Origin of the sequence: Klebsiella sp., assembly GCF_027492335.1 — a bacterium.
GTDB lineage: Bacteria > Pseudomonadota > Gammaproteobacteria > Enterobacterales > Enterobacteriaceae > Klebsiella > Klebsiella huaxiensis.
This window is the reverse complement of record NZ_JAPUEW010000011.1, coordinates 71,033-92,940: the sequence shown is the minus strand read 5'-3', so window position 1 is coordinate 92,940 and position 21,908 is coordinate 71,033. Positions and strand designations below refer to the sequence as shown.

Annotated in this window: 17 protein-coding genes; 4 read left to right on the top strand and 13 right to left on the bottom strand. The window is 55.6% G+C overall.

All coding sequences use genetic code 11. The features are described from left to right. The first annotated feature begins 36 nt into the window (after positions 1-36). Positions 37-516, top strand: coding sequence for a type 3 dihydrofolate reductase (gene folA / locus QVF11_RS04720; protein ID WP_112215565.1), 480 nt, complete (start codon positions 37-39; stop codon positions 514-516). A gap of 39 nt (positions 517-555) precedes the next feature. Here the strand turns inward: folA and apaH are convergent, their stop codons facing one another. The 6 genes from apaH to lptD are packed head-to-tail and all read right to left on the bottom strand — an operon-like array spanning position 556 to position 7,279. After that, on the bottom strand, positions 556-1,404 hold the full coding sequence (gene apaH / locus QVF11_RS04715; RefSeq protein WP_112215564.1) for a bis(5'-nucleosyl)-tetraphosphatase (symmetrical) ApaH: 849 nt from the start codon (positions 1,402-1,404) through the stop codon (positions 556-558). 4 nt (positions 1,405-1,408) lie between these two features. Continuing rightward, on the bottom strand, positions 1,409-1,786 hold the full coding sequence (gene apaG / locus QVF11_RS04710) for a Co2+/Mg2+ efflux protein ApaG (RefSeq protein WP_112215563.1): 378 nt from the start codon (positions 1,784-1,786) through the stop codon (positions 1,409-1,411). Between the two features lie 2 nt (positions 1,787-1,788). After that, a complete protein-coding gene (gene rsmA, locus QVF11_RS04705) occupies positions 1,789-2,610 on the bottom strand; it encodes a 16S rRNA (adenine(1518)-N(6)/adenine(1519)-N(6))-dimethyltransferase RsmA (RefSeq protein ID WP_110272611.1) in 822 nt (273 codons plus the stop codon). After that, the gene (gene pdxA / locus QVF11_RS04700) at positions 2,607-3,596 is read right to left on the bottom strand and encodes a 4-hydroxythreonine-4-phosphate dehydrogenase PdxA (RefSeq protein ID WP_112215562.1); all 990 of its coding nucleotides are present in this window, start codon (positions 3,594-3,596) and stop codon (positions 2,607-2,609) included. Before pdxA ends, rsmA begins: the two co-directional genes overlap by 4 nt. Continuing rightward, entirely contained in the window at positions 3,597-4,883 is a 1,287-nt protein-coding gene (surA, locus tag QVF11_RS04695; RefSeq protein ID WP_112215561.1) for a peptidylprolyl isomerase SurA, read from the bottom strand. 53 nt (positions 4,884-4,936) lie between these two features. Next, positions 4,937-7,279: an LPS assembly protein LptD gene (lptD, locus tag QVF11_RS04690; protein ID WP_112215560.1), complete on the bottom strand. Its 2,343-nt coding sequence runs from the start codon at positions 7,277-7,279 to the stop codon at positions 4,937-4,939. A 244-nt stretch (positions 7,280-7,523) separates the two neighbouring features. Between lptD and djlA the strand changes: the two genes are divergently transcribed. Then, entirely contained in the window at positions 7,524-8,351 is an 828-nt protein-coding gene (djlA, locus tag QVF11_RS04685; protein ID WP_112215559.1) for a co-chaperone DjlA, read from the top strand. Positions 8,352-8,382: 31 nt separating this feature from the next. On the opposite strand, the gene QVF11_RS04680 is transcribed toward djlA, so the two are convergent. Both QVF11_RS04680 and QVF11_RS04675 read right to left on the bottom strand, forming a co-directional pair. After that, a complete protein-coding gene (locus QVF11_RS04680; RefSeq protein WP_287855351.1) occupies positions 8,383-9,081 on the bottom strand; it encodes a response regulator in 699 nt (232 codons plus the stop codon). Continuing rightward, on the bottom strand, positions 9,071-10,696 hold the full coding sequence (locus tag QVF11_RS04675; protein ID WP_287855350.1) for an ATP-binding protein: 1,626 nt from the start codon (positions 10,694-10,696) through the stop codon (positions 9,071-9,073). Before QVF11_RS04675 ends, QVF11_RS04680 begins: the two co-directional genes overlap by 11 nt. A gap of 449 nt (positions 10,697-11,145) precedes the next feature. Here QVF11_RS04675 and QVF11_RS04670 point away from each other — a divergent pair, with 449 nt between their 5' ends. Then, the gene (locus QVF11_RS04670) at positions 11,146-12,501 is read left to right on the top strand and encodes a 2-hydroxycarboxylate transporter family protein (protein WP_287855349.1); all 1,356 of its coding nucleotides are present in this window, start codon (positions 11,146-11,148) and stop codon (positions 12,499-12,501) included. A 168-nt stretch (positions 12,502-12,669) separates the two neighbouring features. Beyond that, positions 12,670-13,209, top strand: coding sequence for a citrate lyase holo-[acyl-carrier protein] synthase (gene citX / locus QVF11_RS04665; RefSeq protein WP_110272603.1), 540 nt, complete (start codon positions 12,670-12,672; stop codon positions 13,207-13,209). Positions 13,210-13,291: 82 nt separating this feature from the next. On the opposite strand, the gene rluA is transcribed toward citX, so the two are convergent. The 5 genes from rluA to araA all read right to left on the bottom strand — a co-directional run bounded on the left by rluA (position 13,292) and on the right by araA (position 21,900). Continuing rightward, entirely contained in the window at positions 13,292-13,951 is a 660-nt protein-coding gene (rluA, locus tag QVF11_RS04660) for a bifunctional tRNA pseudouridine(32) synthase/23S rRNA pseudouridine(746) synthase RluA (RefSeq protein WP_110272602.1), read from the bottom strand. A 12-nt stretch (positions 13,952-13,963) separates the two neighbouring features. Beyond that, positions 13,964-16,870 (bottom strand): RNA polymerase-associated protein RapA, encoded by a 2,907-nt coding sequence (gene rapA, locus QVF11_RS04655; RefSeq protein ID WP_287855348.1) that lies wholly within the window; start codon positions 16,868-16,870, stop codon positions 13,964-13,966. Between the two features lie 185 nt (positions 16,871-17,055). Then, complete coding sequence (polB, locus tag QVF11_RS04650) at positions 17,056-19,413, bottom strand: DNA polymerase II (protein ID WP_112215554.1); 2,358 nt, start codon at positions 19,411-19,413, stop codon at positions 17,056-17,058. A gap of 150 nt (positions 19,414-19,563) precedes the next feature. After that, complete coding sequence (gene araD / locus QVF11_RS04645) at positions 19,564-20,259, bottom strand: L-ribulose-5-phosphate 4-epimerase (RefSeq protein ID WP_110272592.1); 696 nt, start codon at positions 20,257-20,259, stop codon at positions 19,564-19,566. A gap of 138 nt (positions 20,260-20,397) precedes the next feature. Further along, positions 20,398-21,900 carry an L-arabinose isomerase gene (gene araA / locus QVF11_RS04640; protein ID WP_110272591.1) on the bottom strand — a complete coding sequence of 501 codons (1,503 nt, stop codon included), beginning with the start codon at positions 21,898-21,900 and terminating at the stop codon, positions 20,398-20,400. Positions 21,901-21,908 lie beyond the last annotated feature (8 nt).

Below are 21,908 nucleotides of genomic sequence, written 5' to 3'. Positions count from 1 at the left end.
TAGTGGCGGCAATTTTTTGCATTCGGGAATTAATCAATGATCAGTCTGATTGCGGCGTTAGCGGTAGATCGCGTCATCGGTATGGAAAACGCCATGCCGTGGAATCTGCCTGCCGATCTCGCCTGGTTTAAGCGCAACACCTTAAACAAGCCGGTAGTAATGGGTCGTCTGACCTGGGAATCCATCGGACGCCCGTTACCGGGGCGTAAAAATATCGTTATTAGCAGCCAGCCCGGCACCGACGATCGCGTGCAGTGGGTGAAGTCCGTTGATGAAGCCATTGCCGCCTGCGGCGATGTTGAAGAGATGATGGTGATTGGTGGTGGTCGCGTTTACGAGCAGTTCCTGCCGAAAGCGCACAAGCTCTATCTGACGCATATTGATGCTGAAGTGGAAGGCGATACCCATTTCCCGGATTACGATCCGGACCAGTGGGAGTCGGTATTCAGCGAGTTTCACGACGCTGATGCGCAGAACTCCCACAGCTACTGCTTCGAGATTCTGGAACGCCGCTAAAGCTTTCCCCGGTGGCTATGGCTCACCGGGGGACTTTTCTCAGGAGGCGATCGCCTCGCCTTCATCCATATTTTTCTGGCGATTCGACGGCTGCGTGAAGTACATTTTATCTTCCCAGCGCAGACAGGTGAGATCTCCGCCCCAGCAGCAGCCGGTATCCAGCGCGTAAATGCCTTCCGGCGTTCCTTTTCCTTCCAGCGAAGCCCAATGACCGAAGGCGATGCTGTATTCGCTCGCTACCGGGCCAGGAATGGCGAACCACGGTTTGAGCGGTGCGGGGGCGCTTTCCGGCGCTTCTTTGGCATACATATCCAACTGCCCGTTCGGGAAGCAGTAGCGCATGCGGGTAAAAGCGTTGGAGATAAAGCGCAGGCGTGCCAGACCGCTGAGTTCGTTACTCCAGTTGTTCGGCATATCGCCGTACATGGCATCGAGAAAGAACGGGTAGGAGTCGCTGGACAGCACCGCCTCAACATCGCGGGCGCACTGTTTGGCGGTTTCCAGATCCCACTGCGGAGTGATGCCTGCATGAGCCATCACCAGCTTTTTCTCTTCATCGATTTGCATCATCGGCTGACGACGTAGCCAGTTGAGCAGTTCGTCGGCATCCGGCGCTTCAAGCAGTGATTTCAGTCGGTCTTTCGGTTTGTTGCGGCTGATACCCGCAAATACCGCCAGCAGATGTAGGTCGTGATTACCCAGCACAATGCGCACGCTATCGCCAAGCAGTTTTACGAAACGCAGTACTTCGAGCGAACCGGGGCCGCGCGCGACCAGGTCGCCCGTGAGCCACAGCGTATCAACCTCAGGATTAAACTCCACCTGCTCTAATAATGCGATCAGTTCATCGTAGCAACCGTGAACGTCGCCAATAAGGTATGTAGACATTGTTTTAATGGATGAGAGTGGGTACTGCGAGACGGAAAACAGGGACTTCAATGGAGAACGGCGCGCCGTTCACATCGATCATCTCATAGTGTCCCTGCATGGTGCCCAGCGGCGTTTCAATAACCGCGCCGCTGGTATATTGAAATTCGCCGCCGGCCGGAATATGCGGCTGCTCGCCGACAACCCCTTCACCCTGAACTTCGGTCTCACGACCATTGCCGTTGGTGATAAGCCAGTAGCGACCAAGAAGCTGAACCTGAGTCCGCCCCAAATTACGCAGGGTGACGGTATAAGCGAAAACGTAGCGCTCTTCTTCTGGAGAAGATTGCGATTCGATATAGACGCTTTGTACCTGCACACAAACTCGGGGCGAATTGATCATGGTTAGCTCTCCTTGGTGGGCGCGTTCTCAGATAACCAGTTAGCTAACTGACAATACTGCGCCACGGAAATATTTTCTGCGCGCTTCGCCGGGTCGATACCCAGCTCGGTCAGAACCTCGACGCTGAACAGATTGCCGAGGCTGTTACGGATCGTTTTCCGACGCTGGTTGAAAGCCTCGGTGGTGATGCGGCTCAGCACGCGAATCTCTTTTACCGGATGCGGCAGCGTGCGGTAAGGCACCAGACGCACGACGGCAGAATCCACTTTAGGTGCTGGCGTAAAGGCGCTCGGCGGGACTTCAAGTACCGGAATTATCTGGCAGTAATATTGCGCCATCACGCTCAATCGACCATACGCCTTACTGTTCGGCCCGGCAACCAGACGATTGACGACTTCTTTTTGCAGCATAAAGTGCATGTCGGCAATGGCATCAGTATAGCTGAACAGATGGAACATCAGCGGCGTGGAGATATTGTACGGCAGGTTGCCAAACACGCGCAGCGGCTGGCCCATGGTCTGCGACAGCTCGCGGAAGTTCATGGTCATCGCATCTTGCTGATAAATCGTCAGCTTTGGTCCGAGGAACGGATGCGTTTGCAAACGTGCAGCCAGATCGCGGTCCAGCTCGATAACGGTCAACTTGTCGAGGCGTTCACCGACCGGCTCAGTCAGTGCGGCAAGGCCGGGGCCGATTTCAACAATCGCCTGATCTTTTTGTGGATTAATGGCCGAGACAATGCTGTCGATCACGAACTGATCGTTGAGAAAGTTTTGCCCGAAACGTTTACGGGCTAAGTGGCCCTGATGGACTCGATTATTCATTGGGTATTAACAATCATTTTGATGGCGAGATTAAGCGCCGTGATAAAACTGCCGACTTCCGCTTTTCCCTGGCCCGCAAGTTCGAGTGCGGTACCGTGGTCAACAGAGGTGCGAATAAAAGGTAAACCGAGCGTAATATTCACGCCGCGGCCAAAGCCCTGGTATTTTAGCACGGGCAGGCCCTGATCGTGATACATCGCGAGTACCGCATCGGCATGGTCGAGATATTTCGGCTGAAACAGGGTGTCTGCCGGTAGCGGGCCGCTCAGGTTCATGCCCTTTGCGCGCATCTCTTCAAGCACCGGAATAATCGTATCGATCTCTTCCGTTCCCATGTGACCGCCTTCGCCTGCATGCGGGTTCAGGCCGCAGACCAGCACGTGCGGGTCATTAATGCCAAATTTGGTGCGCAGGTCGTGATGCAGAATGGTGATGATTTCACGCAGCAGGTCTGGCGTAATCGCATCGCTTATCGCTTTTAGCGGCAGATGAGTGGTCACCAGCGCCACGCGCAGCTCTTCGGTTGCCAGCATCATCACCACTTTACTGGCCTGTGAGCGCTCTTCAAAGAACTCGGTGTGACCAGTAAAGGCGATACCTGCATCATTGATAATGCCCTTATGTACCGGCCCGGTGATCAGCGCGGCAAATTCGCCGTTCAGGCAGCCATCGCAGGCGCGGGCCAGCGTGTCGACCACGTAACCACCGTTGCTAACGTTAAGCACACCTGGCTCAACCGGTACGTTGAGAGCGACAGGAAGAAGCGTCAGGGTGCCCGCGCGTTGCGCTGAGGCAGGAACGGTGGGGTCGTAAGGCCTAAGGGATAAAGGAAGACCGAGCAGGTTTGCTCGGTCGGATAACAGGGCGCCATCGGCGCAAATCACCAGCTCTACCGGCCAGTCGCGCTGCGCAAGCTGCACGACGAGGTCGGGGCCAATCCCGGCGGGTTCGCCGGGAGTGATTACGACTCGTTGTGTACCGATCATTTAGTTACTCAGAACTTTAACGTACGCGCTGGCGCGCTGTTCCTGCATCCAGGTAGCCGCTTCTTCGGAGAATTTACGGTTCATCAGCATGCGGTAAGCACGGTCTTTCTGCGCGGCGTCGGTTTTGTCGACGTTGCGGGTATCCAGCAGTTCAATCAGGTGCCAGCCGAAGGATGAGTGAACCGGAGCGCTGGTCTGGCCTTTGTTGAGGCGCAGAATCGCGTCGCGGAACGCCGGATCGAAAATATCCGGAGTTGCCCAACCTAAATCACCGCCCTGGTTAGCAGAACCCGGATCTTCAGAGAACTCTTTCGCCGCTTGAGCAAAGGTGGTTTTGCCGCTCTTAATATCTGCTGCGATCTGCTCAAGCTTCGCCCGTGCCTGATCGTCGTTCATGATCGGCGAAGGTTTCAGCAGGATGTGGCGAGCGTGAACTTCGGTAACGGAGATACTTTTGCTGCCGCCGCGCATATCGTTAATTTTCAGGATATGGAAGCCAACGCCGGAACGAATCGGGCCAACGATATCGCCTTTCTTCGCGGTGCTCAGCGCCTGAGCGAAGATGCCAGGCAGTTCCTGAATACGACCCCAGCCCATCTGGCCGCCTTTCAGCGCCTGCTGATCGGCAGAATAGGTGATAGCTAATTTGCCGAAGTCTGCACCGCTGCGCGCCTGCTCAACTACTGAGTTTGCCTGGTCCTGAGCCTCTGCAACCTGCTCGGAAGTTGGGTTTTCCGGCAGCGGGATTAGGATGTGGCTGAGATTCAGCTCAGTGCTGGCGTCATTCTGATCGCCAATTTGTTTTGCTAGGGTTTCTACTTCCTGCGGCAGAACGGTGATGCGACGACGAACTTCGTTATTACGCACTTCCGAAATCGTCATCTCTTTGCGAATCTGACTACGGTAGGTGTTGTAGTTAATACCGTCATAGGCCAGACGACTGCGCATCTGATCCATCGACATATTGTTCTGCTTAGCGATGTTGGCAATGGCCTGGTCGAGCTGATCGTCAGAGATCTTCACGCCCATTTTCTGGCCCATCTGCAGGACTATCTGATCCATGATCAGACGTTCGAGGATCTGATGACGCAGGGTTGCATCATCCGGCAGTTGCTGCCCGGCCTGGCCGGCGTTAAGTTTTACCGATTGCATCAAACCAGCGACGTCGCTTTCCAGAACAACGCCATTATTGACGACAGCCGCTACTTTATCGACAACCTGCGGGGCAGCGAAACTGGTATTCGCGATCATGGCGATACCGAGAAGCAGCGTTTTCCAGTTCTTCATACTTTTTCCATTTCAATTAACCGCAATTGCGGATTACGTTTAAACCAGCCACATCACAGGGAGCTCTGGTACGGTAAAATGTTCGAACGCAGCATCTGCTGGGTGCCGAGGCCGTAATTGGAGCTCAGACCACGCAGCTCGATGTTAAAGCCGAAGGTGTTGTCGTATTTGCTTTCGCTGCTGCTGTTATCCCAGCCGTTAATCTTACGTTCATAGCCGACACGGATAGCGTAGCAACAAGAGCTATACTGCACCCCTAACATCTGATTTGCTGACTTTCTGGTATTCGTGTCGTAGTAGTACGCGCCAACGACTGCCCAACGATCGACGATTGGCCAGCTGGCGGTCATCCCTACCTGCGAAATACCATCTTTATATTGCTTCGCGGTGGAATACGATGGCAGAGTCGCCTGAATGTATTCCGGGCTCGCGTAACGATAGTTAAGCTGTACTAAACGGTTTTCGTCGCGACGGTATTCCACGGTTCCGCTACCGGTAGCGACGTTATCCAGACGCGTATCGTACTGAATTCCCCCGCGTAAACCCCAGTCATCGGTGATGCGCCAGTAGGTATCGCCGGCCCATACCAGTGAACCTCGCGTGTCGTTATTCTCCCAGTTGATGTTGTCGTCACCGGTTCGCGCCTCGGTGAAATAGTAGATTTGACCAACGGAAATGTTAAAACGTTCAACTGCGGCGGCATCATAAACGCGAGATGTGACGCCGGTGGAGACCTGGTTGGCTGAAGCAATGCGATCGAGGCCGCTGTAGGTACGGTCACGGAACAGGCCGCTATAGTCAGATTGCAGCAGCGTTGAGTCGTAGCTACCTATTTTGCTCTGGTCACGATAGGGGATGTACAGATACTGCATACGCGGTTCGAGCGTCTGGGTATAGCTCTCTTGCATATCGCGCTCGAAAACCATTTTGCCATCAACTTTAAACTGCGGCATCACGCGATTAACCGAGTCTTTATAGTCGGTGCCGTTGACCGCGTTGTAATGATCGAGATTGCTCTGCTGATAGTGGGTTGCCAGCAGTTTGGCTTCGGTATTGATGCTGCCCCAGCCGTTAGACAGCGGCAGATCGATGGTCGGCTCGAAGTGAACGCGAGTCGCTTCCGGCATTTTGCTGTTCGAGTTAACAAAATGTACGGCTTGCCCGTAAAAATGGGTATCAAACGGGCCGACATCGTTCTGATAGTAGTTCACGTCCAGCTGCGGCTCAGCGGAATAGGCGTTGCTTGAGTCGCGGTCAAAGACCTGGAACTGCTTGGTCGATACGGTCGCGTCAAAGTTCTGATTGGCGTAGCCCGCGCTCAATTTTTGCGTAGCGTAGCCATCGGTACTGGAACCGTATTTGGAGCTGAAATCGTTAAAGTAGTCCGGGTCGCTGACTTTGGTGTAGTCGGCATTGAAGCGCCACACCTGATCTACGACGCCAGAATGGTTCCAGTAGAACAGCCAGCGGCGACTGTTACTGTCGCCAGAGTGATCGTCCTCGTAAACCTTATCCGATGGCAGGTAATCAAACTCGAATAAACCCGCGCCAGCCTGAGTCAGGTAGCGAAATTCGTTTTCCCACATCACGCCGCCACGCTTGCTCATATAGTGCGGGGTGATCGTGGCATCAAAGTTCGGCGCGATATTCCAGTAATAAGGAAGATAGAATTCTGCGCCGTTTTTGGTGCTGTATTTAGCGTTAGGGATCAGGAAGCCTGAACGACGCTTATCGCCTACCGGCAGCTGCAGGTAGGGACTGTAAAAAATCGGTACCGAGCCGAGCTTAAAGCGTGCGTTCCAGATCTCCGCGACCTGTTCTTCGCGGTCGTGGATAACTTCGCTGCCGACAACGCTCCAGGTGTCAGAGCCCGGCAGACAGGAGGTAAAGCTGCCGTTTTCTAAAATGGTATAGCGGTTTTCACCACGCTGTTTCATCAGGTCAGCGGTACCGCGCCCCTGACGGCCAACCATTTGGTAGTCGCCCTGCCAGACGTTGGTATCTTTGGTGTTCAGATTTGACCAGGCCTTTGGCCCTTTCAGGATAACCTGATTGTCGTCGTAGTGAACGTTGCCGAGCGCATCGACCGTGCGTACAGGTTGCGGCTGACCCGCGGCCTGCTGCTGATGGAGCTGAACTTCATCGGCCTGCAGGCGGCTATTACCCTGATTGATATCAACGTTGCCGGTAAAAACGGCGTTATCAGGATAATTACCCTTCGCATGATCGGCATCGATCGTCACCGGCAGGTCGTTGGGTTTCCCTTCAACCAGAGGACGATTGTAGCTTGGGACGCCAAGCATACATTGCGTGGCGAGATCGGCAGCGAGGCCCTGTTGGCTATACAAGGCGCTGGCAATCATGGTGGCCAGGAGGCTGGGAATACGTTTTTTCATACGTTGTATTTGTTGTTCCGTCATCGTGTGGCAGCGGCTTGCAAACGGTCAGAGCCTAACGTACTCATCTTAATCGCGCTAGTGTTAATCCTGCCCGTTTCGAACCCGAGCGTTAGGCACCGTGTAGAATGACGAGTATGATAAAGCAAATTATAGGCTATGTCCCACAATTGACCGAGGCGTCAACGCTTTGTAATGTGCGGTCAGATATAGCTTAACTGGCGGCAGAGAGATTGGGGAGTCTATGCAGTATTTGGGTAAAATAATTGGCGTTGCGGTTGCGTTGATGATGGGTGGTGGCTTCTGGGGCGTGGTGCTGGGCTTCTTAATCGGGCATATGTTTGACCGCGCACGCAGTCGTCGGCTGAATGTTTTTGCCAACCAGCAGGAGCGCCAGTCGCTGTTCTTCTCCACCACTTTCGAAGTGATGGGGCATCTGACCAAATCTAAAGGCCGTGTCACTGAAGCCGATATTCATGTCGCCAATTTGCTGATGGATCGGATGAATCTGCACGGCGAAGCGCGTACTGCGGCTCAGCACGCATTTCGGGTCGGAAAATCAGATGATTACCCGCTGCGTGAGAAAATGCGCCAGCTGCGCAGCGTCTGTTTTGGTCGGTTCGATTTGATTCGGATGTTTCTGGAAATTCAGCTGCAGGCGGCCTTTGCTGACGGCGACCTGCACCCCAACGAACGCGAAGTGCTGTTTGTCATTGCTGATGAGCTGGGTATCTCCCGCGCCCAGTTTGAGCAGTTCCTGCGCATGATGCAGGGCGGCGCGCAGTTTGGCGGCGGTTCGCAGCAGCAATCGTACGGTCAGCACGGCGGCAATGCCGGCTGGCAGCAGGCGCAGCGCGGGCCAACCCTCGAGGATGCCTGTAACGTATTAGGGGTGAAGCCAACCGACGACGCCGCGACCGTCAAGCGCGCCTACCGTAAGCTGATGAGCGAGCACCATCCGGATAAGCTGGTGGCGAAAGGTCTGCCGCCGGAAATGATGGAGATGGCCAAGCAGAAAGCGCAGGAGATCCAGAAAGCCTGGGAGCTGATTAAAGAGCAGCGCGGCTTCTAAATTACTGGCCTCTCCTCGTCGGGGAGAGGCGTCAGGATGCGCTTGCGGCGCGACGATACATACGGCGCGGATGGCCAATCTTCCCGTACAGCATCTCCACTTCCAGAAAGCCAATTTCCACACAGTGCTCCAGATAGCGCCGGGCAGTGGTTTTGCTTAATCCTGCCTCGCTAACCACTTCATCCACTGAAAAGCAGCGATCCTCTCTGCCGGTAAACAGGTTTTGCACCAGCGCCAGCGTTTTCTCCTCGATGCCTTTACTGCCGCTGTCGGTACGGTAGTTTTTTGCCTGTAGCTGATACAGCGAATCGACGTTCTGCTGGTCGACAATCTTCCATTCGCGCTGTTGATCGTAAAACTGCACAAACCGCTCTAGCGACTGGCTCAGGCGCTTCCATGACACCGGCTTGAGAATGTAATCGAAAGCGCCGTTGCGGATAGCGAGGCTACAGGTTTCCATATCGCTGGCGGCGGTGATAAAAATCACCGAGCAGTGGGCATTAGCCAGAACAGGATCGGTCATCAGCGTGACCCCTTTGCCATCCGGCAGGTAGTTATCGAGCAGCACCAACTGCGGTGGCTTGGTATTGAGCATTTGCCGCGCTTGAGTGAGTGAGGCTGCTATACCTACCAGCCGCATGCGCGGGTGTTTCTGGATAAGCTCGGCGTGCAGTCGCGCCAGTTCGTTTTCATCTTCGATGATCAGAACATCGACCAGGTCATGATGCATAGTGCGTCTCTTGTTGCGGATGAACAGGCCCATCAGCGGGAATAAACAGCGTGAAAATCGCGCCGCGCGGCGCGTTGTCAGCCACTTCAATTGTGCCGCCCGCCTGAGTGACATAACGTTCAATAAGATACAGACCCATGCCGTGATCGCCACGGGTTTTGGTGGTAACGCCGCGTTCAAAAATGCGCTCGCGGATTTCCGCACGAATACCAACCCCGCGGTCAGCCACTTCAATCATTAACTCCCGGGCGTTCAACTGGATCAGAACTTCAACCGGTTCGTGCGGTAGCTCGGCGCGCTGGGTGGCTTCAATGGCGTTATCCAGCAGGTTGCCGATGATAGAAATTAACTCGGACTCCATCAACGATGACAGAGGACGGTCGATACGACAGGCCGGGTCAAAGTTCAGCTCAACGCCTTTTTCCCGCGCCCTGGCGGCTTTACCCAGCAGCAGTCCGCAGAGCGTCGGTGAATTAAAGTGCGATGAGATAAAGTCCAGCAGCTCCTGAGCATGTTCCGACTGGGCCTGAATATAGCGAATCGCCTCATCATAGTGGCCCAGATGCAGCAGGCCGGAAAGGGTGGTCATGCGATTTAGCTGCTCGTGACGCATGATGCGCAGGTTGTCGACGTAGCGTTTGACCTGGCTGAGCTGGGCGCTAAGGGAGTTGATTTCGTCGCGGTCGCGGAAGGTAATTACCCAGCCCTGTAGCGAATCCTCCAGCATGATACGCACCCGGCTGGCGAGCACGGTAAGCTGATTAAAGCGACACAGCTCATCGTGGGTATCGCTTTCGAGCATCTCTGCGCTGGCGAAAAACGGTTGCGGGGTGATGACATTATCGATCGACTTACCGCGCAGCTGGTGCGCGAGTTGGCTCAGCCCAAGCAGGCTGCGGGCGGCGTGGTTTATCACTTTGATACGCCGGTTGTGGTCAATCACAATCACCCCTTCGTATATCGACTCCATCATCGCTTTTTGCTGGCGCACCAACAGGCCGATTTCGCGCGGCTCTAGCGAGAAAATCTGCTTCTTGATGCTGCGGGTGAAGTACCAGGAGAAGACAAACAGCGCGATAAGCAGCAGTACGGCGGCGACGAAAATATTAATCACTTTTTCCAGCGTGATGCTGTCGAGGTAGCTGGTGAGATAGCCAACGGAGACAATCCCCACAACCCGACCCGCATCATCAAGAATCGGCGCTTTGCTGCGTAGCGAAATACCGAGCCCGCCTTTACGGATGGTGGTGGTGCTTTTCCCCTCCAGCACCGCCAGGTTATCGCCGCCAACTAACCGCGTCCCGACCCATTCCGGATGGACCGAGTGAAATAGATGCACTCCCCGCTTATCGCCAATCACGATAAAGCTGGCGTCGCTGTGGGCGGCGATATTTTGCATAAACGGTTTTATCGCCTGCGGGTCTTCACGTGCGACCTGCTGACGTAAATTCGGCATTAAAGCAATTTCTTCCGCCTGTATTTTAGCGCGGGCGCTCATTTCCTGATAAAGCTGATGGCTGGCGTCGAAATAATAATAAGCGCCCAGCAGTGCAAACAGGACTGAGAAAAAGGCGACCAGCGAAATGAACAACTTAAATTGAAATGAAACTTTCATAAGTATGATGCACAGTATCAGGGATGCGGCACTTTATCATCTTTTGCGCTGCCGACATCATGGCTGAAGGAAATTTGTGAACACCTATACCCGTCATACTTCAAGTTGCTTATGTGTTGGCTACGCTCGCTCACCCCAGTCGCATAGTTTATCTATGCTCTTGGGGATTCACTCCCTTGCCGCCTTTAAGCAACTCGAATTATTTAGGGTATACACAGGCATCAGGGAAGCAGAATTATCCGCTGGCGGTGAATTTATCAAAGTGAATTAGCAGGTAGATTTAAAACCATAAAAACCACGCTAATAAATCAGAGAAATATCACATAAATAATAGAAACCATAAAAACCATAATGACCATTAAAACTTCGTGTTTAATCTGTGACGCCTCACATTAAGTCTGCGTATGGCCCTCTAACCTGAAAAGTAATAATAACCAGAGGGCTTAATTATGAGCACCACAGACAATGCATTCTCTGCAACCATCGACCCTATTAATACGCCGAAAGCACCGCTCAAGCAGCGCTGGTGGCATATCCTCGATAACTGGAAAGTCGGTATTATCCCGCTGCCGCTGTTTCTACTAGCCGGTGGCCTGATCGCGCTGGACTGCCTGGGCGGCAAGCTGCCGAGCGACATTGTGGTGATGGTGGCAACGCTGGCCTTTTTCGGCTTTGCCTGCGGTGAATTCGGTAAGCGTTTGCCGGTTCTGGGCAAGCTCGGCGCTGCGGCGATCTGCGCGACGTTTATTCCCTCCGCGCTGGTGCACTATGGCCTGCTGCCGGATGTGGTGGTGGAATCGACCACCAGGTTCTATAAGTCGACCAACATTCTCTATCTCTACATCTGCTGCATCATCGTCGGCAGCATCATGAGCATGAACCGTACCACGCTGATTCAGGGCTTTCTGCGAATTTTCTTCCCGATGCTGTGCGGAGAAATCGTTGGCATGCTGGTTGGCGTTGGCGTCGGTACCGCTCTGGGGCTGGAGCCGTTCCAGGTATTCTTCTTTATTGTCCTGCCGATTATGGCTGGCGGCGTAGGCGAGGGGGCTATTCCGCTGTCGATAGGCTATGCCGCGCTGATGCATATGGATCAGGGCGTTGCACTGGGCCGCGTGCTGCCTATGGTGATGTTGGGCAGCCTGACGGCGATTGTTATCTCCGGCTGTTTAAACCAGCTCGGCAAACGCTTCCCGCATTTAACCGGCGAAGGACGGCTGATGCCAAACCGCCGCAACGAAACGCACCGCGAAGAGTCTGCTGAGGGAAAAATGGATGTGACGACGCTGGCCTCCGGCGCGCTGCTGGCTGTGCTGCTGTATATGCTGGGAATGTTGGGTCAGAAGATGATTGGCCTGCCGGCTCCGGTGGGGATGTTGTTCCTCGCAGTACTGCTGAAACTGGCTAACGGTGTCTCTCCGCGTCTGCAGGAGGGCTCGCAAATGGTGTATAAATTCTTCCGCACGGCGGTAACCTATCCGATTTTGTTTGCCGTTGGCGTGGCGATCACCCCCTGGCAGGAGCTGGTCAACGCCTTCACCGTGAGCAACCTGCTGGTGATTATCAGCACCGTGTCGGCGCTGGTGGCGACCGGCTTTGTGGTGGGGAAAAAGATAGGTATGCATCCGATTGATGTGGCGATTGTTTCCTGTTGCCAGAGCGGTCAGGGCGGCACCGGCGACGTGGCGATTCTGACTTCCGGCAACCGCATGAACCTGATGCCGTTCGCGCAGATCGCAACAAGAATTGGTGGTGCGATTAATGTTTCATTGGGTCTGCTATTCCTCAGTCACTTTTTAACCTGATTTAACTTTTTTGTAACATTTAAATCTGCTTTTTCGTGCTAAATGGCGCAGAAAATTTCTGCGCCCCGTCTCCAAAACAGGGATCGTTTAGCGATACAATCAGCGCCATTATTCGCTATTGCGACGACAGCCCGATCGCTGTCTTTTATTAAGTGAGGAGAGGAACAAATGTCAGTGGATACTCTCGCCCGTGAGGGCGTAAGCATGGAAGCGCTGCTGGCGGCGAAAGAGCAGCGTGCGGCTCGCCAGGCCGACTGGTTAGCCCATTATCAGCAGCCGGTGATTTCGCTGACCCTGGTGACGCCGGGCGCGGTGAAAGACAGCATTCGCTACCGTAATATGATGGGTGTGGCGCTGCAGGCCTGCGATCAGATGCTGTGGAAACATCGCTGGCAAACGCTCGATCGCCAGGTATTGTGGCTGCCGACCGGCCCGGAAGCGCTGTGGTGTGTTGATCACGCCGCCAGTGAAATCAAAGCGTTTTGCTCGGAGCTGGAACAGACTCATCCGCTGGGCCGCCTGTGGGATATCGACGTGATTTGCCCGAAAAATGGCCTGGTTGGTCGTCAATCAATGGGTGAAAATCAGCGCCGCTGCCTGCTGTGCGAAGAACCCGCGCATGCCTGCGCACGCAGTCGTCGTCATGATACCGGGCTGGTTGTCGCTCGCGTCGAGAAGATGATTGATGCGTGGTTTGCCCGCGATTAACGCGAACTTCTCGTTTGCTGAATAAGCAATGGGATAGCCCGGGTGAGCCGCTAGCGGCACGACCCGGGACAGTTCTGAACGATTAGAAATCGACGGGGGCGCGAAATGTCATCGCGTTACCGAACGATGGGTGGGTGATGGTCAGCGTTTCGGCGTGCAGCAGCAGACGCGGCGCCATGGCCAGCGCTTCTGGCGAGGCATAAAAGCGGTCGCCAAGAATCGGATGGCCCAGCGCCAGCATATGCACGCGCAGCTGATGCGAACGTCCGGTAATCGGCTTGAGGCGCACGCGGGCGGTATTATCCTGTGCGAACTCCAGCACTTCATACTCGGTTTGCGCTGCTTTGCCGGTTTCGTAACACACCTTCTGCTTTGGCCGGTTCGGCCAGTCGCAAATCAGCGGTAAATCCACCAGACCTTCCGCTTTTTCCGGATGCCCCCACACGCGGGCGACGTACTGCTTTTTCGGCTCGCGTTCGCGGAACTGACGCTTCAGCTCGCGCTCGGCTGCTTTAGTCAGCGCCACCACAATCACGCCGCTGGTGGCCATATCCAGGCGGTGCACTGACTCAGCCTGCGGGAAGTCGCGTTGAATTCGCGTCATCACGCTGTCTTTGTGTTCCTCCAGTCTCCCCGGCACGGACAACAAGCCGCTGGGCTTGTTGACCACCATAATGTGCTCATCCTGATAGAGGATAACCAGCCAGGGATCCTGTGGCGGATTGTAGTTTTCCATCGCCATATTCGCGTTCCGTTACTGGTGGGTGACCACGATTAAGCGCAGCGCATCGAGACGCCAGCCTGCCTGGGCCAGCGCGTCCATAACCTGCTGACGGTTGCTCTCGATAGCCGCCAGTTCATCATCGCGGATGTTCGGGTTAACGGCACGCAGTGCTTCAAGACGCGACAGTTCAGCCGACAGCTTATCGTCTGCTTCGCTACGCGCGGCATCGATCAGTGCCTGGGCCGCTTTGGCCACCTGGCCTTCGCCCTGTTGCAAAATGGCGTGAACATCCTGTTGGACGGCGTTAACCAGCTTGCTGCCGGTATGGCGGTTAACTGCGCTCAGCTGGCGGTTAAAGCTTTCGAACTCCACCTGACCGGCGAGGTTATTACCGTTTTTGTCGAGCAGCATGCGCACCGGCGTCGGCGGCAGGAAGCGGTTAAGCTGCAGATGCTTCGGCGCCTGCGCTTCGACGACGTAAATCAGCTCCAGCAGCAGGGTTCCTACCGGCAGCGCTTTGTTCTTCAACAGGGAAATGGTGCTGCTGCCGGTATCGCCGGAGAGGATCAGATCCAGACCGTTGATAATCAGCGGGTGCTCCCAGGTGATGAACTGTGCGTCTTCGCGAGACAGCGCAACATCACGTTCAAAGGTAATGGTGCAGCCATCTTCCGGCAGGCCCGGGAAGTCAGGAACCAACATATGGTCTGACGGGGTCAGCACAATCAGGTTTTCACCGCGATCGTCCTGGTTGATACCGACAATATCAAACAGGTTCATGGAGAAGGCGATAAGGCTGGTGTCGTCATCTTGCTCTTCAATGCTTTCCGCCAGTGCCTGGGCTTTTTCTCCGCCGTTAGAGTGGATCTCCAGCAGGCGGTCGCGACCCTGTTCCAGTTGGACTTTCAGCGCGTCATGCTGCTGGCGGCAGGATTTGATCAAATCGTCAAAGCCGTCGGTATTTTCAGGCGCGGCAAGGTAGTTAATCAGTTCGTTATGCACGCTGTCGTAAACGGTGCGACCGGTCGGACAGGTGTGCTCGAATGCGTCCAGCCCTTCGTGATACCAACGTACCAGCACCGACTGAGCGGTTCTTTCCAGATACGGAACGTGGATCTGAATATCGTGGGCCTGGCCGATACGGTCCAGACGGCCGATACGCTGCTCGAGCAGATCCGGGTTGAACGGCAGGTCGAACATCACCAGGTTGCTGGCGAACTGGAAGTTACGCCCTTCGGAGCCAATTTCAGAACATAGCAGCACCTGAGCGCCGGTATCCTCCTCAGCAAACCAGGCAGCGGCGCGGTCGCGCTCGATAATCGACATGCCCTCGTGGAACACTGCCGCGCGGATACCTTCGCGCTCGCGCAGGACCTGTTCCAATTGCAGCGCGGTGGCCGCTTTGGCGCAGATGACCAGCACTTTCTGTGAGCGATGGCTGGTGAGGTGGCCCATCAGCCAATCGACGCGCGGGTCGAAGTTCCACCAGGTGCCGCTATCGCCTTCAAATTCCTGATAAATCTGTTCCGGGTAGAGCATATCGCGGGCGCGTTCTTCGGCAGTTTTGCGCGCACCCATAATGCCGGAGACCTTGATAGCGGTCTGATACTGGGTCGGCAGCGGCAAACGAATGGTGTGCAGCTCGCGTTTCGGGAAACCCTTGACGCCGTTACGGGTGTTGCGGAACAGCACGCGGCTGGTGCCGTGGCGATCCATCAGCATGGAGATCAGCTCCTGACGGGCGGCCTGTGCGTCATCGCGGTCGCTGTTGGCGGCCTGCAATAACGGTTCAATATCCTGCTCGCCGATCAGATCGCTCAGTGCGTTCAGTTCGGCGTCGTTGAGTTTATTGCCCGCCAGCAGCAGGGCAACGGCGTCGGCCACCGGGCGGTAGTTTTGCTGTTCTTCAACGAACTGAGCGAAATCATGGAAACGGCCAGGGTCAAGCAGACGCAGGCGAGCGAAGTGGCTCTCCATACCCAGCTGCTCCGGGGTTGCGGTCAGCAGCAGAATGCCCGGCACGCGTTCGGCCAGCTGTTCAATCGCCTGATATTCACGGCTCGGTGCCTCTTCGCTCCACACCAGGTGGTGCGCTTCGTCGACGACCATAATGTCCCACTCGGCATCGCACAGGTGTTCCAGACGTTGCTTGCTGCGGCGCACGAAATCCAGCGAGCAGATAACCAGCTGTTCGGTTTCAAACGGGTTAAAGGCGTCGTGCTGGGCTTCTGCGTAACGCTCATCATCAAACAGCGAAAAGCGTAGATTAAAGCGGCGCAGCATTTCCACCAGCCACTGGTGCTGCAGGGTTTCCGGGACGACAATCAGCACGCGTTCGGCAGCGCCACTGAGCAATTGTTGATGGAGGATCATCCCGGCTTCGATGGTTTTACCTAAGCCCACTTCATCTGCCAGCAGGACGCGCGGCGCGTGACGGCGACCGACATCGTGGGCGATATTCAGCTGATGCGGGATCAGGCTGGTGCGCTGTCCGCGCAGGCCGCTCCACGGCATACGGTACTGTTCGCTTTGAAATTTGCGCGCGCGATAGCGCAGGGCGAAACGGTCCATGCGGTCGATCTGCCCGGCGAACAGGCGGTCCTGCGGTTTGCTGAAGGACAGCTTGCTGTCGAGCAGCACTTCACGCAGGGTGACGTTGGCTTCCTGGGTATCAAGGCGGGTGCCGGTGTAGGCCAGCAGGCCGTTCTCTTCATTAACTTCGTCAACCTGGAGCTGCCAGCCTTCGTGGCTGGTGATGGTATCGCCCGGGTTAAACATCACGCGGGTGATCGGGGAGTCGTTGCGTGCGTACAGACGGTTTTCGCCGATAGCAGGGAAAAGAAGGGTAACCATGCGCGCATCCAGCGCAACCACCGTCCCTAATCCCAGTTCGCTCTCTGTGTCGCTAATCCAGCGTTGACCAAGTGTAAAAGGCATATATGTTCGGCTCTTTAGTTCTTTAATTGCAGGCAATAGTTGAGAGTCTCCAGAAAGTCGGAGATGTGTCAATATTGGGTCCGGGAATGGAAAGGGCGCTATATTACTGGATGGCGGAACGTTCGTCACGTCCTGCTCACCCTTCAATTTACTGCTTTTTTGCAGGTTGAATGAATGAGTAAAAATCAAAATAGCCCCAGCTGACCTGTCACTATTGTAGCAAAATCGTCGTCGACAAAGGGAAGAATTCCGTCGGCAACAGGCTGTAATTGCTTTGACAAATAGTGCTCATAATCGAGCGGTGATTGCTGATAGTCCACCGGCTCGGGCCCGCTGGTGGTCCAGACATACTTAATGCTGCCGCGCTGCTGATACTGCTGAGGCCTGCCCAGCTTGACGTTTTGCTCATCCGCGAGCCTTGCTGCTCGCACGTGCGGCGGCACGTTACGCTGATACTCCGCCAGCGGGCGGCGCAGGCGCTTACGGTAGACCAGCCGATCGTCAAACTCGCCGTTCATCAGTTTATCAATGGTTTCGCGCACGTAGTCGCGATAGGGCTGATTGCGGAAGATGCGCAGATAAAGCTCCTGCTGAAACTGCTGGGCCAGCGGTGTCCAGTCGGTGCGTACCGTCTCCAGCCCTTTAAACACCATGCGCTGTTCGCTTCCTTCCTGAATCATCCCGGCGTAGCGTTTTTTACTGCCGGTATCGGCACCGCGAATGGTGGGCATTAAAAAGCGGCAGAAGTGGGTTTCAAACTCCAGCTCCAGGGTGCTGGTCAGGTTATCTTTGCCAAGTTCTGTCGCCCACCACTCGTTAACAAAGGCCACCAGCGAGCGGCCGATGCTGCTTGCTTCCTCTTCGCTGTGGGGGCGTTTGAGCCACACGAAGGTGGAGTCGGTATCGCCGTAGATGACGTCATAGCCCTGGGATTCAATCAGCGCTTTGGTCTGGCGCATAATCGCGTGGCCGCGCATGGTAATTGAGGAGGCCAGGCGCGGATCGAAAAAGCGGCAGGCGCTGGTACCGAGTACGCCGTAGAAGGCGTTCATGATGATCTTCAGCGCCTGCGACAGTGGCTTATTTTTATGCCGTTTTGCCTCGTCGCGCCCGTGCCAGATCTGCCCGACAATCCCCGGCAGGCAGTGTTTCTCACGCGAGAATCGCGCGCCAAGAAAACCTTCGGTACTGTGAGCATCATCGGGCTGCGCCAGTCCTTCAACCAGCCCTACGGGGTCGATCAGGAAGGTGCGGATAATTGACGGGTACAGGCTCTTATAGTCCAGCACCAGCACCGAATCGTACAGGCCGGGCCGCGAGTCCATCACGTAGCCGCCGGGGCTGGCCTGTGGCGGCACTTCGCCGAGGTTTGGCGCGACGTAGCCCAAACGGTGCATACGCGGGAAATAGAGATGGCCGAAGGCGGCGACCGAGCCGCCGTGACGATCCGCAGGCAGGCCGTTGACCGTAGCGCGCTCCAGCAAAAACGGCATGATCTCCGTTTTATGAAAGATACGCGTAACCAGCTCGCAATCCTGCAGGTTATAGGTTGCCAGCGCCGGTTTATCTTGGTTAAAGCGGCGATCGATTTCGTCCATCCGATCCCAGGGATTATCAATGGCTTTCCCCTCGCCGAGCAGCTCGCGAGCGACCGATTCCAGGGCAAAAGAGGAAAAGTTCCAGAAGGCGGATTTTAGCGCCTCGATGCCGTCGATAATCAAGCGGCCGTTGGCCTGAGCGAAGAAGACGCCGTTTTTAAACCCGTGCTCGCGCCACTCCAGTTCGCTGTTGCCGCGCCCGAGCATCAGCGGGATACGATAGCGCTCGGCGTGCTTTTGCAGGACACGTAAATCGAACTGCACGACGTTCCAGCCAATCAGTACGTCCGGGTCGTGGGCGGCAAACCAGGCGTTAAGTTTTTCCAGCAGCAGGGGGCGGCTGGCAACATACTCCAGCTCAAAATTGACATCTGGCGAAGAAGCAGGTTCAGGCCCGAGCATATAGACGACTCGCTGCCCGCAGCCTTCAAGGCCGATGCAGTAGAGCTCGCCGTGGCGGCTGGTTTCGATATCCAGTGAAACCCATTTTAGCGGCGGGCGGTAGTCGGGGTTGGGCTTCATCCGCGCGTTAACCAGCTGCTGGCCCCGCGCGTCACCTTCGACCCACACCGGGGCGGTGATAAAGCGCTCCATCAGATAGCGCTCTGGTGGACGAATATCGCCTTCATAGACCGTGATGCCGTTTTCGCGCAGTTTTTTTTCCAGTCGCATCAGCTGGCGGTGAGCGCGGCAGTAGAGGCCAAACACCGGCTGGCGATGAAAATCTTTCAGGGTGAGGGGAGCAATACGGTGGCCGTTTTCCCCTTGCAGCAGGCGTTCAACCTGCGCGCGCTGGGATTCGGGGATGAAAGCAACGGATTCCTGCGGCGGCAGCGTGACCTGAAGCGGGCCGTCATCGGTCGCCAGCCAGAAGGTCAGTTCGGTGCCCTGCGCGGTATCCCGCCAGTGACGGGTCAGTAAAAAACCTTCTCGTGGCTGCGTCACGCCGTGCTCTCATTAGTAAAAACCAGGCCTGATTATAGCCTGGTTCATACAATGGTGCTGGGGTTTTATACAGGTGTGACGGGCATCCGTTCCCGGAGGCGGTGCTTCGCACCTGTCCGGGCTACCAGACTTGCAGACGGTTGTGGAGGGTTACTGCCCGTAATAGGCTTTCGCCCCGTGTTTACGCAGATAATGTTTATCCAGCAGCGTTTGTTGCATATCCGGCAACTGTGGTGCCAGCTGGCGGCAGAAGATGCCCATATAGGCGATCTCTTCGAGCACAATAGCGTTATGCACTGCGTCTTCAGCGTTTTTCCCCCAGGCAAACGGGCCGTGGGAGTGTACCAGTACGCCGGGCATTTGCGCCGGGTCGATGCCTTTTTCACGGAAGGTTTCGACAATCACCTCGCCAGTTTCCCACTCATATTCACCATTGATCTCGTCGTCGGTCATCAGGCGAGTACAGGGGACCGCGCCGTAGAAATAGTCGGCGTGAGTGGTGCCGGTGGCCGGAATCGACTGCCCGGCCTGCGCCCAGATGGTGGCGTGGCGCGAATGGGTGTGAACGATGCCGCCCAGCGTTGGAAATGCCTGATACAGCAGGCGGTGGGTTGGCGTATCTGAAGAGGGTTTTTTCTTACCTTCAACCACTTCACCAGTCTCAAGGCTGACCACGACCATGTCTTCGGCGGTCATCATGCTGTAGTCGACGCCGGAAGGTTTAATCACCAGTACGCCTTGTTCACGGTCGACGGCGCTGACGTTGCCCCAGGTAAGGGTGACAAGATTGTGCTTTGGCAGGGCCAGGTTGGCTTCCAGTACCTGGCGTTTGAGATCTTCTAACATAATGTACTCCAAATAGCAGGCGAGTCAGGTTTCCCTCACCCCGACCCTCTCCAAAAGGGAAGGGGAGAAAGGCGGCATTGCGCTCGAGCGGTCCCCTCTCCCCGCTGGGGAGAGGGTTAGGGTGAGGGGAACGGCCTCTTAACGTTTTGAACCGTAATAAACTTCGTTCCAGCGCAGCGCATCTTTGAACGACGGCAGGCGCGTCTCGTTATCAATGACAGTCAGCTCGATATCCTGCAGTTCGGCGAACTGGCGCATATCGTCCAGGGTCAGCGCGTGGCTGAAGACGGTGTGGTGTGCGCCGCCAGCGATAATCCAGGCTTCAGACGCTGTGCGCAGGTCTGGATGGGCTTTCCACAGGGCGTTAGCCACCGGCAACTTAGGCAGATCGTGCGGGGTTTTCACCGTTTCAATGGTGTTAACCAACAGACGATAACGATCGCCGAGATCGATCATGCTGGCGACGATCGCCGGGCCGGTCTGGGTGTTAAAAATGATACGAGCCGGATCGGCTTTACCGCCGATGCCCAGCGGCTGCACGTCGAGAATTGGTTTCTCGGCGGTAGCGATGGTCGGGCAGACTTCCAGCATGTGTGAACCCAGTGCCAGATCGTTGCCTTTCTCGAAGTGGTAGGTGTAATCCTCCATAAAGGAGGTGCCGCCCTGCAGACCAGTTGCCATCACCTTCATGATGCGAAGCAGAGCGGCGGTTTTCCAGTCGCCCTCGCCAGCAAAGCCGTAGCCCTGCTGCATCAGACGTTGTACGGCCAGACCCGGAAGTTGTTTCAGGCCGTGTAAATCTTCAAAAGTGGTGGTGAACGCATGGAACCCACCTTGTTCGAGGAAGCGCTTCATCCCCAGTTCGATGCGTGCGGCATCAATCACGTTCTGACGCTTATCGCCGTGTATTTGCGCCGCAGGCGTCAGTCGGTAGGTACTTTCGTACTCATCGATCAGCGCGCTGATTTCACCCTCAGTGACCGCGTTGACCACCTGCACCAGATCGCCCACTGCCCAGGTGTTAACCGTGAAGCCGAACTTGATTTGCGCGGCAACTTTATCGCCGTCAGTGACCGCCACTTCACGCATGTTATCGCCGAAACGGCACACTTTCAGATGGCGAGTATCCTGTTTTGATACCGCCTGGCGCATCCATGACCCGATGCGCTGATGAGCTTCCTGATCCTGCCAGTGGCCGGTCACCACACTGTGCTGTTGACGCATACGCGCGCCGATGAAACCGAACTCGCGGCCGCCGTGCGCGGTCTGGTTCAGGTTCATAAAGTCCATATCGATGCTGTCCCACGGCAGAGCCGCGTTGTACTGGGTATGGAACTGCATCAGCGGTTTATTGAGGATAGTCAGGCCGTTAATCCACATTTTGGCAGGCGAGAAAGTATGCAGCCACACCACCATCCCGGCGCACTTATCATCGTAGTTCGCGTCGCGGCAAATATGGGTGATTTCATCCGGGGTGGTACCTAACGGTTTAAGCACCAGTTTGCACGGCAGTTTGGCTTCCGCATTGAGGCTATTCACCACATGTTCGGCATGCTTCGTGACTTGACGCAGCGTTTCTGGGCCATACAGATGCTGGCTACCAATAACGAACCACACTTCATAGTTATTAAAAATTGTCATTTTCATGT

Bases quoted from the DNA above. Each gene is read 5' to 3' on its own strand.
- folA (WP_112215565.1), top strand. From the start codon at position 37: ATGATCAGTCTGATTGCGGCGTTAGCGGTAGATCGCGTCATCGGTATG.
- apaH (WP_112215564.1), bottom strand. From the start codon at position 1,404: ATGTCTACATACCTTATTGGCGACGTTCACGGTTGCTACGATGAACTG.
- apaG (WP_112215563.1), bottom strand. From the start codon at position 1,786: ATGATCAATTCGCCCCGAGTTTGTGTGCAGGTACAAAGCGTCTATATC.
- rsmA (WP_110272611.1), bottom strand. From the start codon at position 2,610: ATGAATAATCGAGTCCATCAGGGCCACTTAGCCCGTAAACGTTTCGGG.
- pdxA (WP_112215562.1), bottom strand. From the start codon at position 3,596: ATGATCGGTACACAACGAGTCGTAATCACTCCCGGCGAACCCGCCGGG.
- surA (WP_112215561.1), bottom strand. From the start codon at position 4,883: ATGAAGAACTGGAAAACGCTGCTTCTCGGTATCGCCATGATCGCGAAT.
- lptD (WP_112215560.1), bottom strand. From the start codon at position 7,279: ATGAAAAAACGTATTCCCAGCCTCCTGGCCACCATGATTGCCAGCGCC.
- djlA (WP_112215559.1), top strand. From the start codon at position 7,524: ATGCAGTATTTGGGTAAAATAATTGGCGTTGCGGTTGCGTTGATGATG.
- QVF11_RS04680 (WP_287855351.1), bottom strand. From the start codon at position 9,081: ATGCATCATGACCTGGTCGATGTTCTGATCATCGAAGATGAAAACGAA.
- QVF11_RS04675 (WP_287855350.1), bottom strand. From the start codon at position 10,696: ATGAAAGTTTCATTTCAATTTAAGTTGTTCATTTCGCTGGTCGCCTTT.
- QVF11_RS04670 (WP_287855349.1), top strand. From the start codon at position 11,146: ATGAGCACCACAGACAATGCATTCTCTGCAACCATCGACCCTATTAAT.
- citX (WP_110272603.1), top strand. From the start codon at position 12,670: ATGTCAGTGGATACTCTCGCCCGTGAGGGCGTAAGCATGGAAGCGCTG.
- rluA (WP_110272602.1), bottom strand. From the start codon at position 13,951: ATGGCGATGGAAAACTACAATCCGCCACAGGATCCCTGGCTGGTTATC.
- rapA (WP_287855348.1), bottom strand. From the start codon at position 16,870: ATGCCTTTTACACTTGGTCAACGCTGGATTAGCGACACAGAGAGCGAA.
- araD (WP_110272592.1), bottom strand. From the start codon at position 20,259: ATGTTAGAAGATCTCAAACGCCAGGTACTGGAAGCCAACCTGGCCCTG.
- araA (WP_110272591.1), bottom strand. From the start codon at position 21,900: ATGACAATTTTTAATAACTATGAAGTGTGGTTCGTTATTGGTAGCCAG.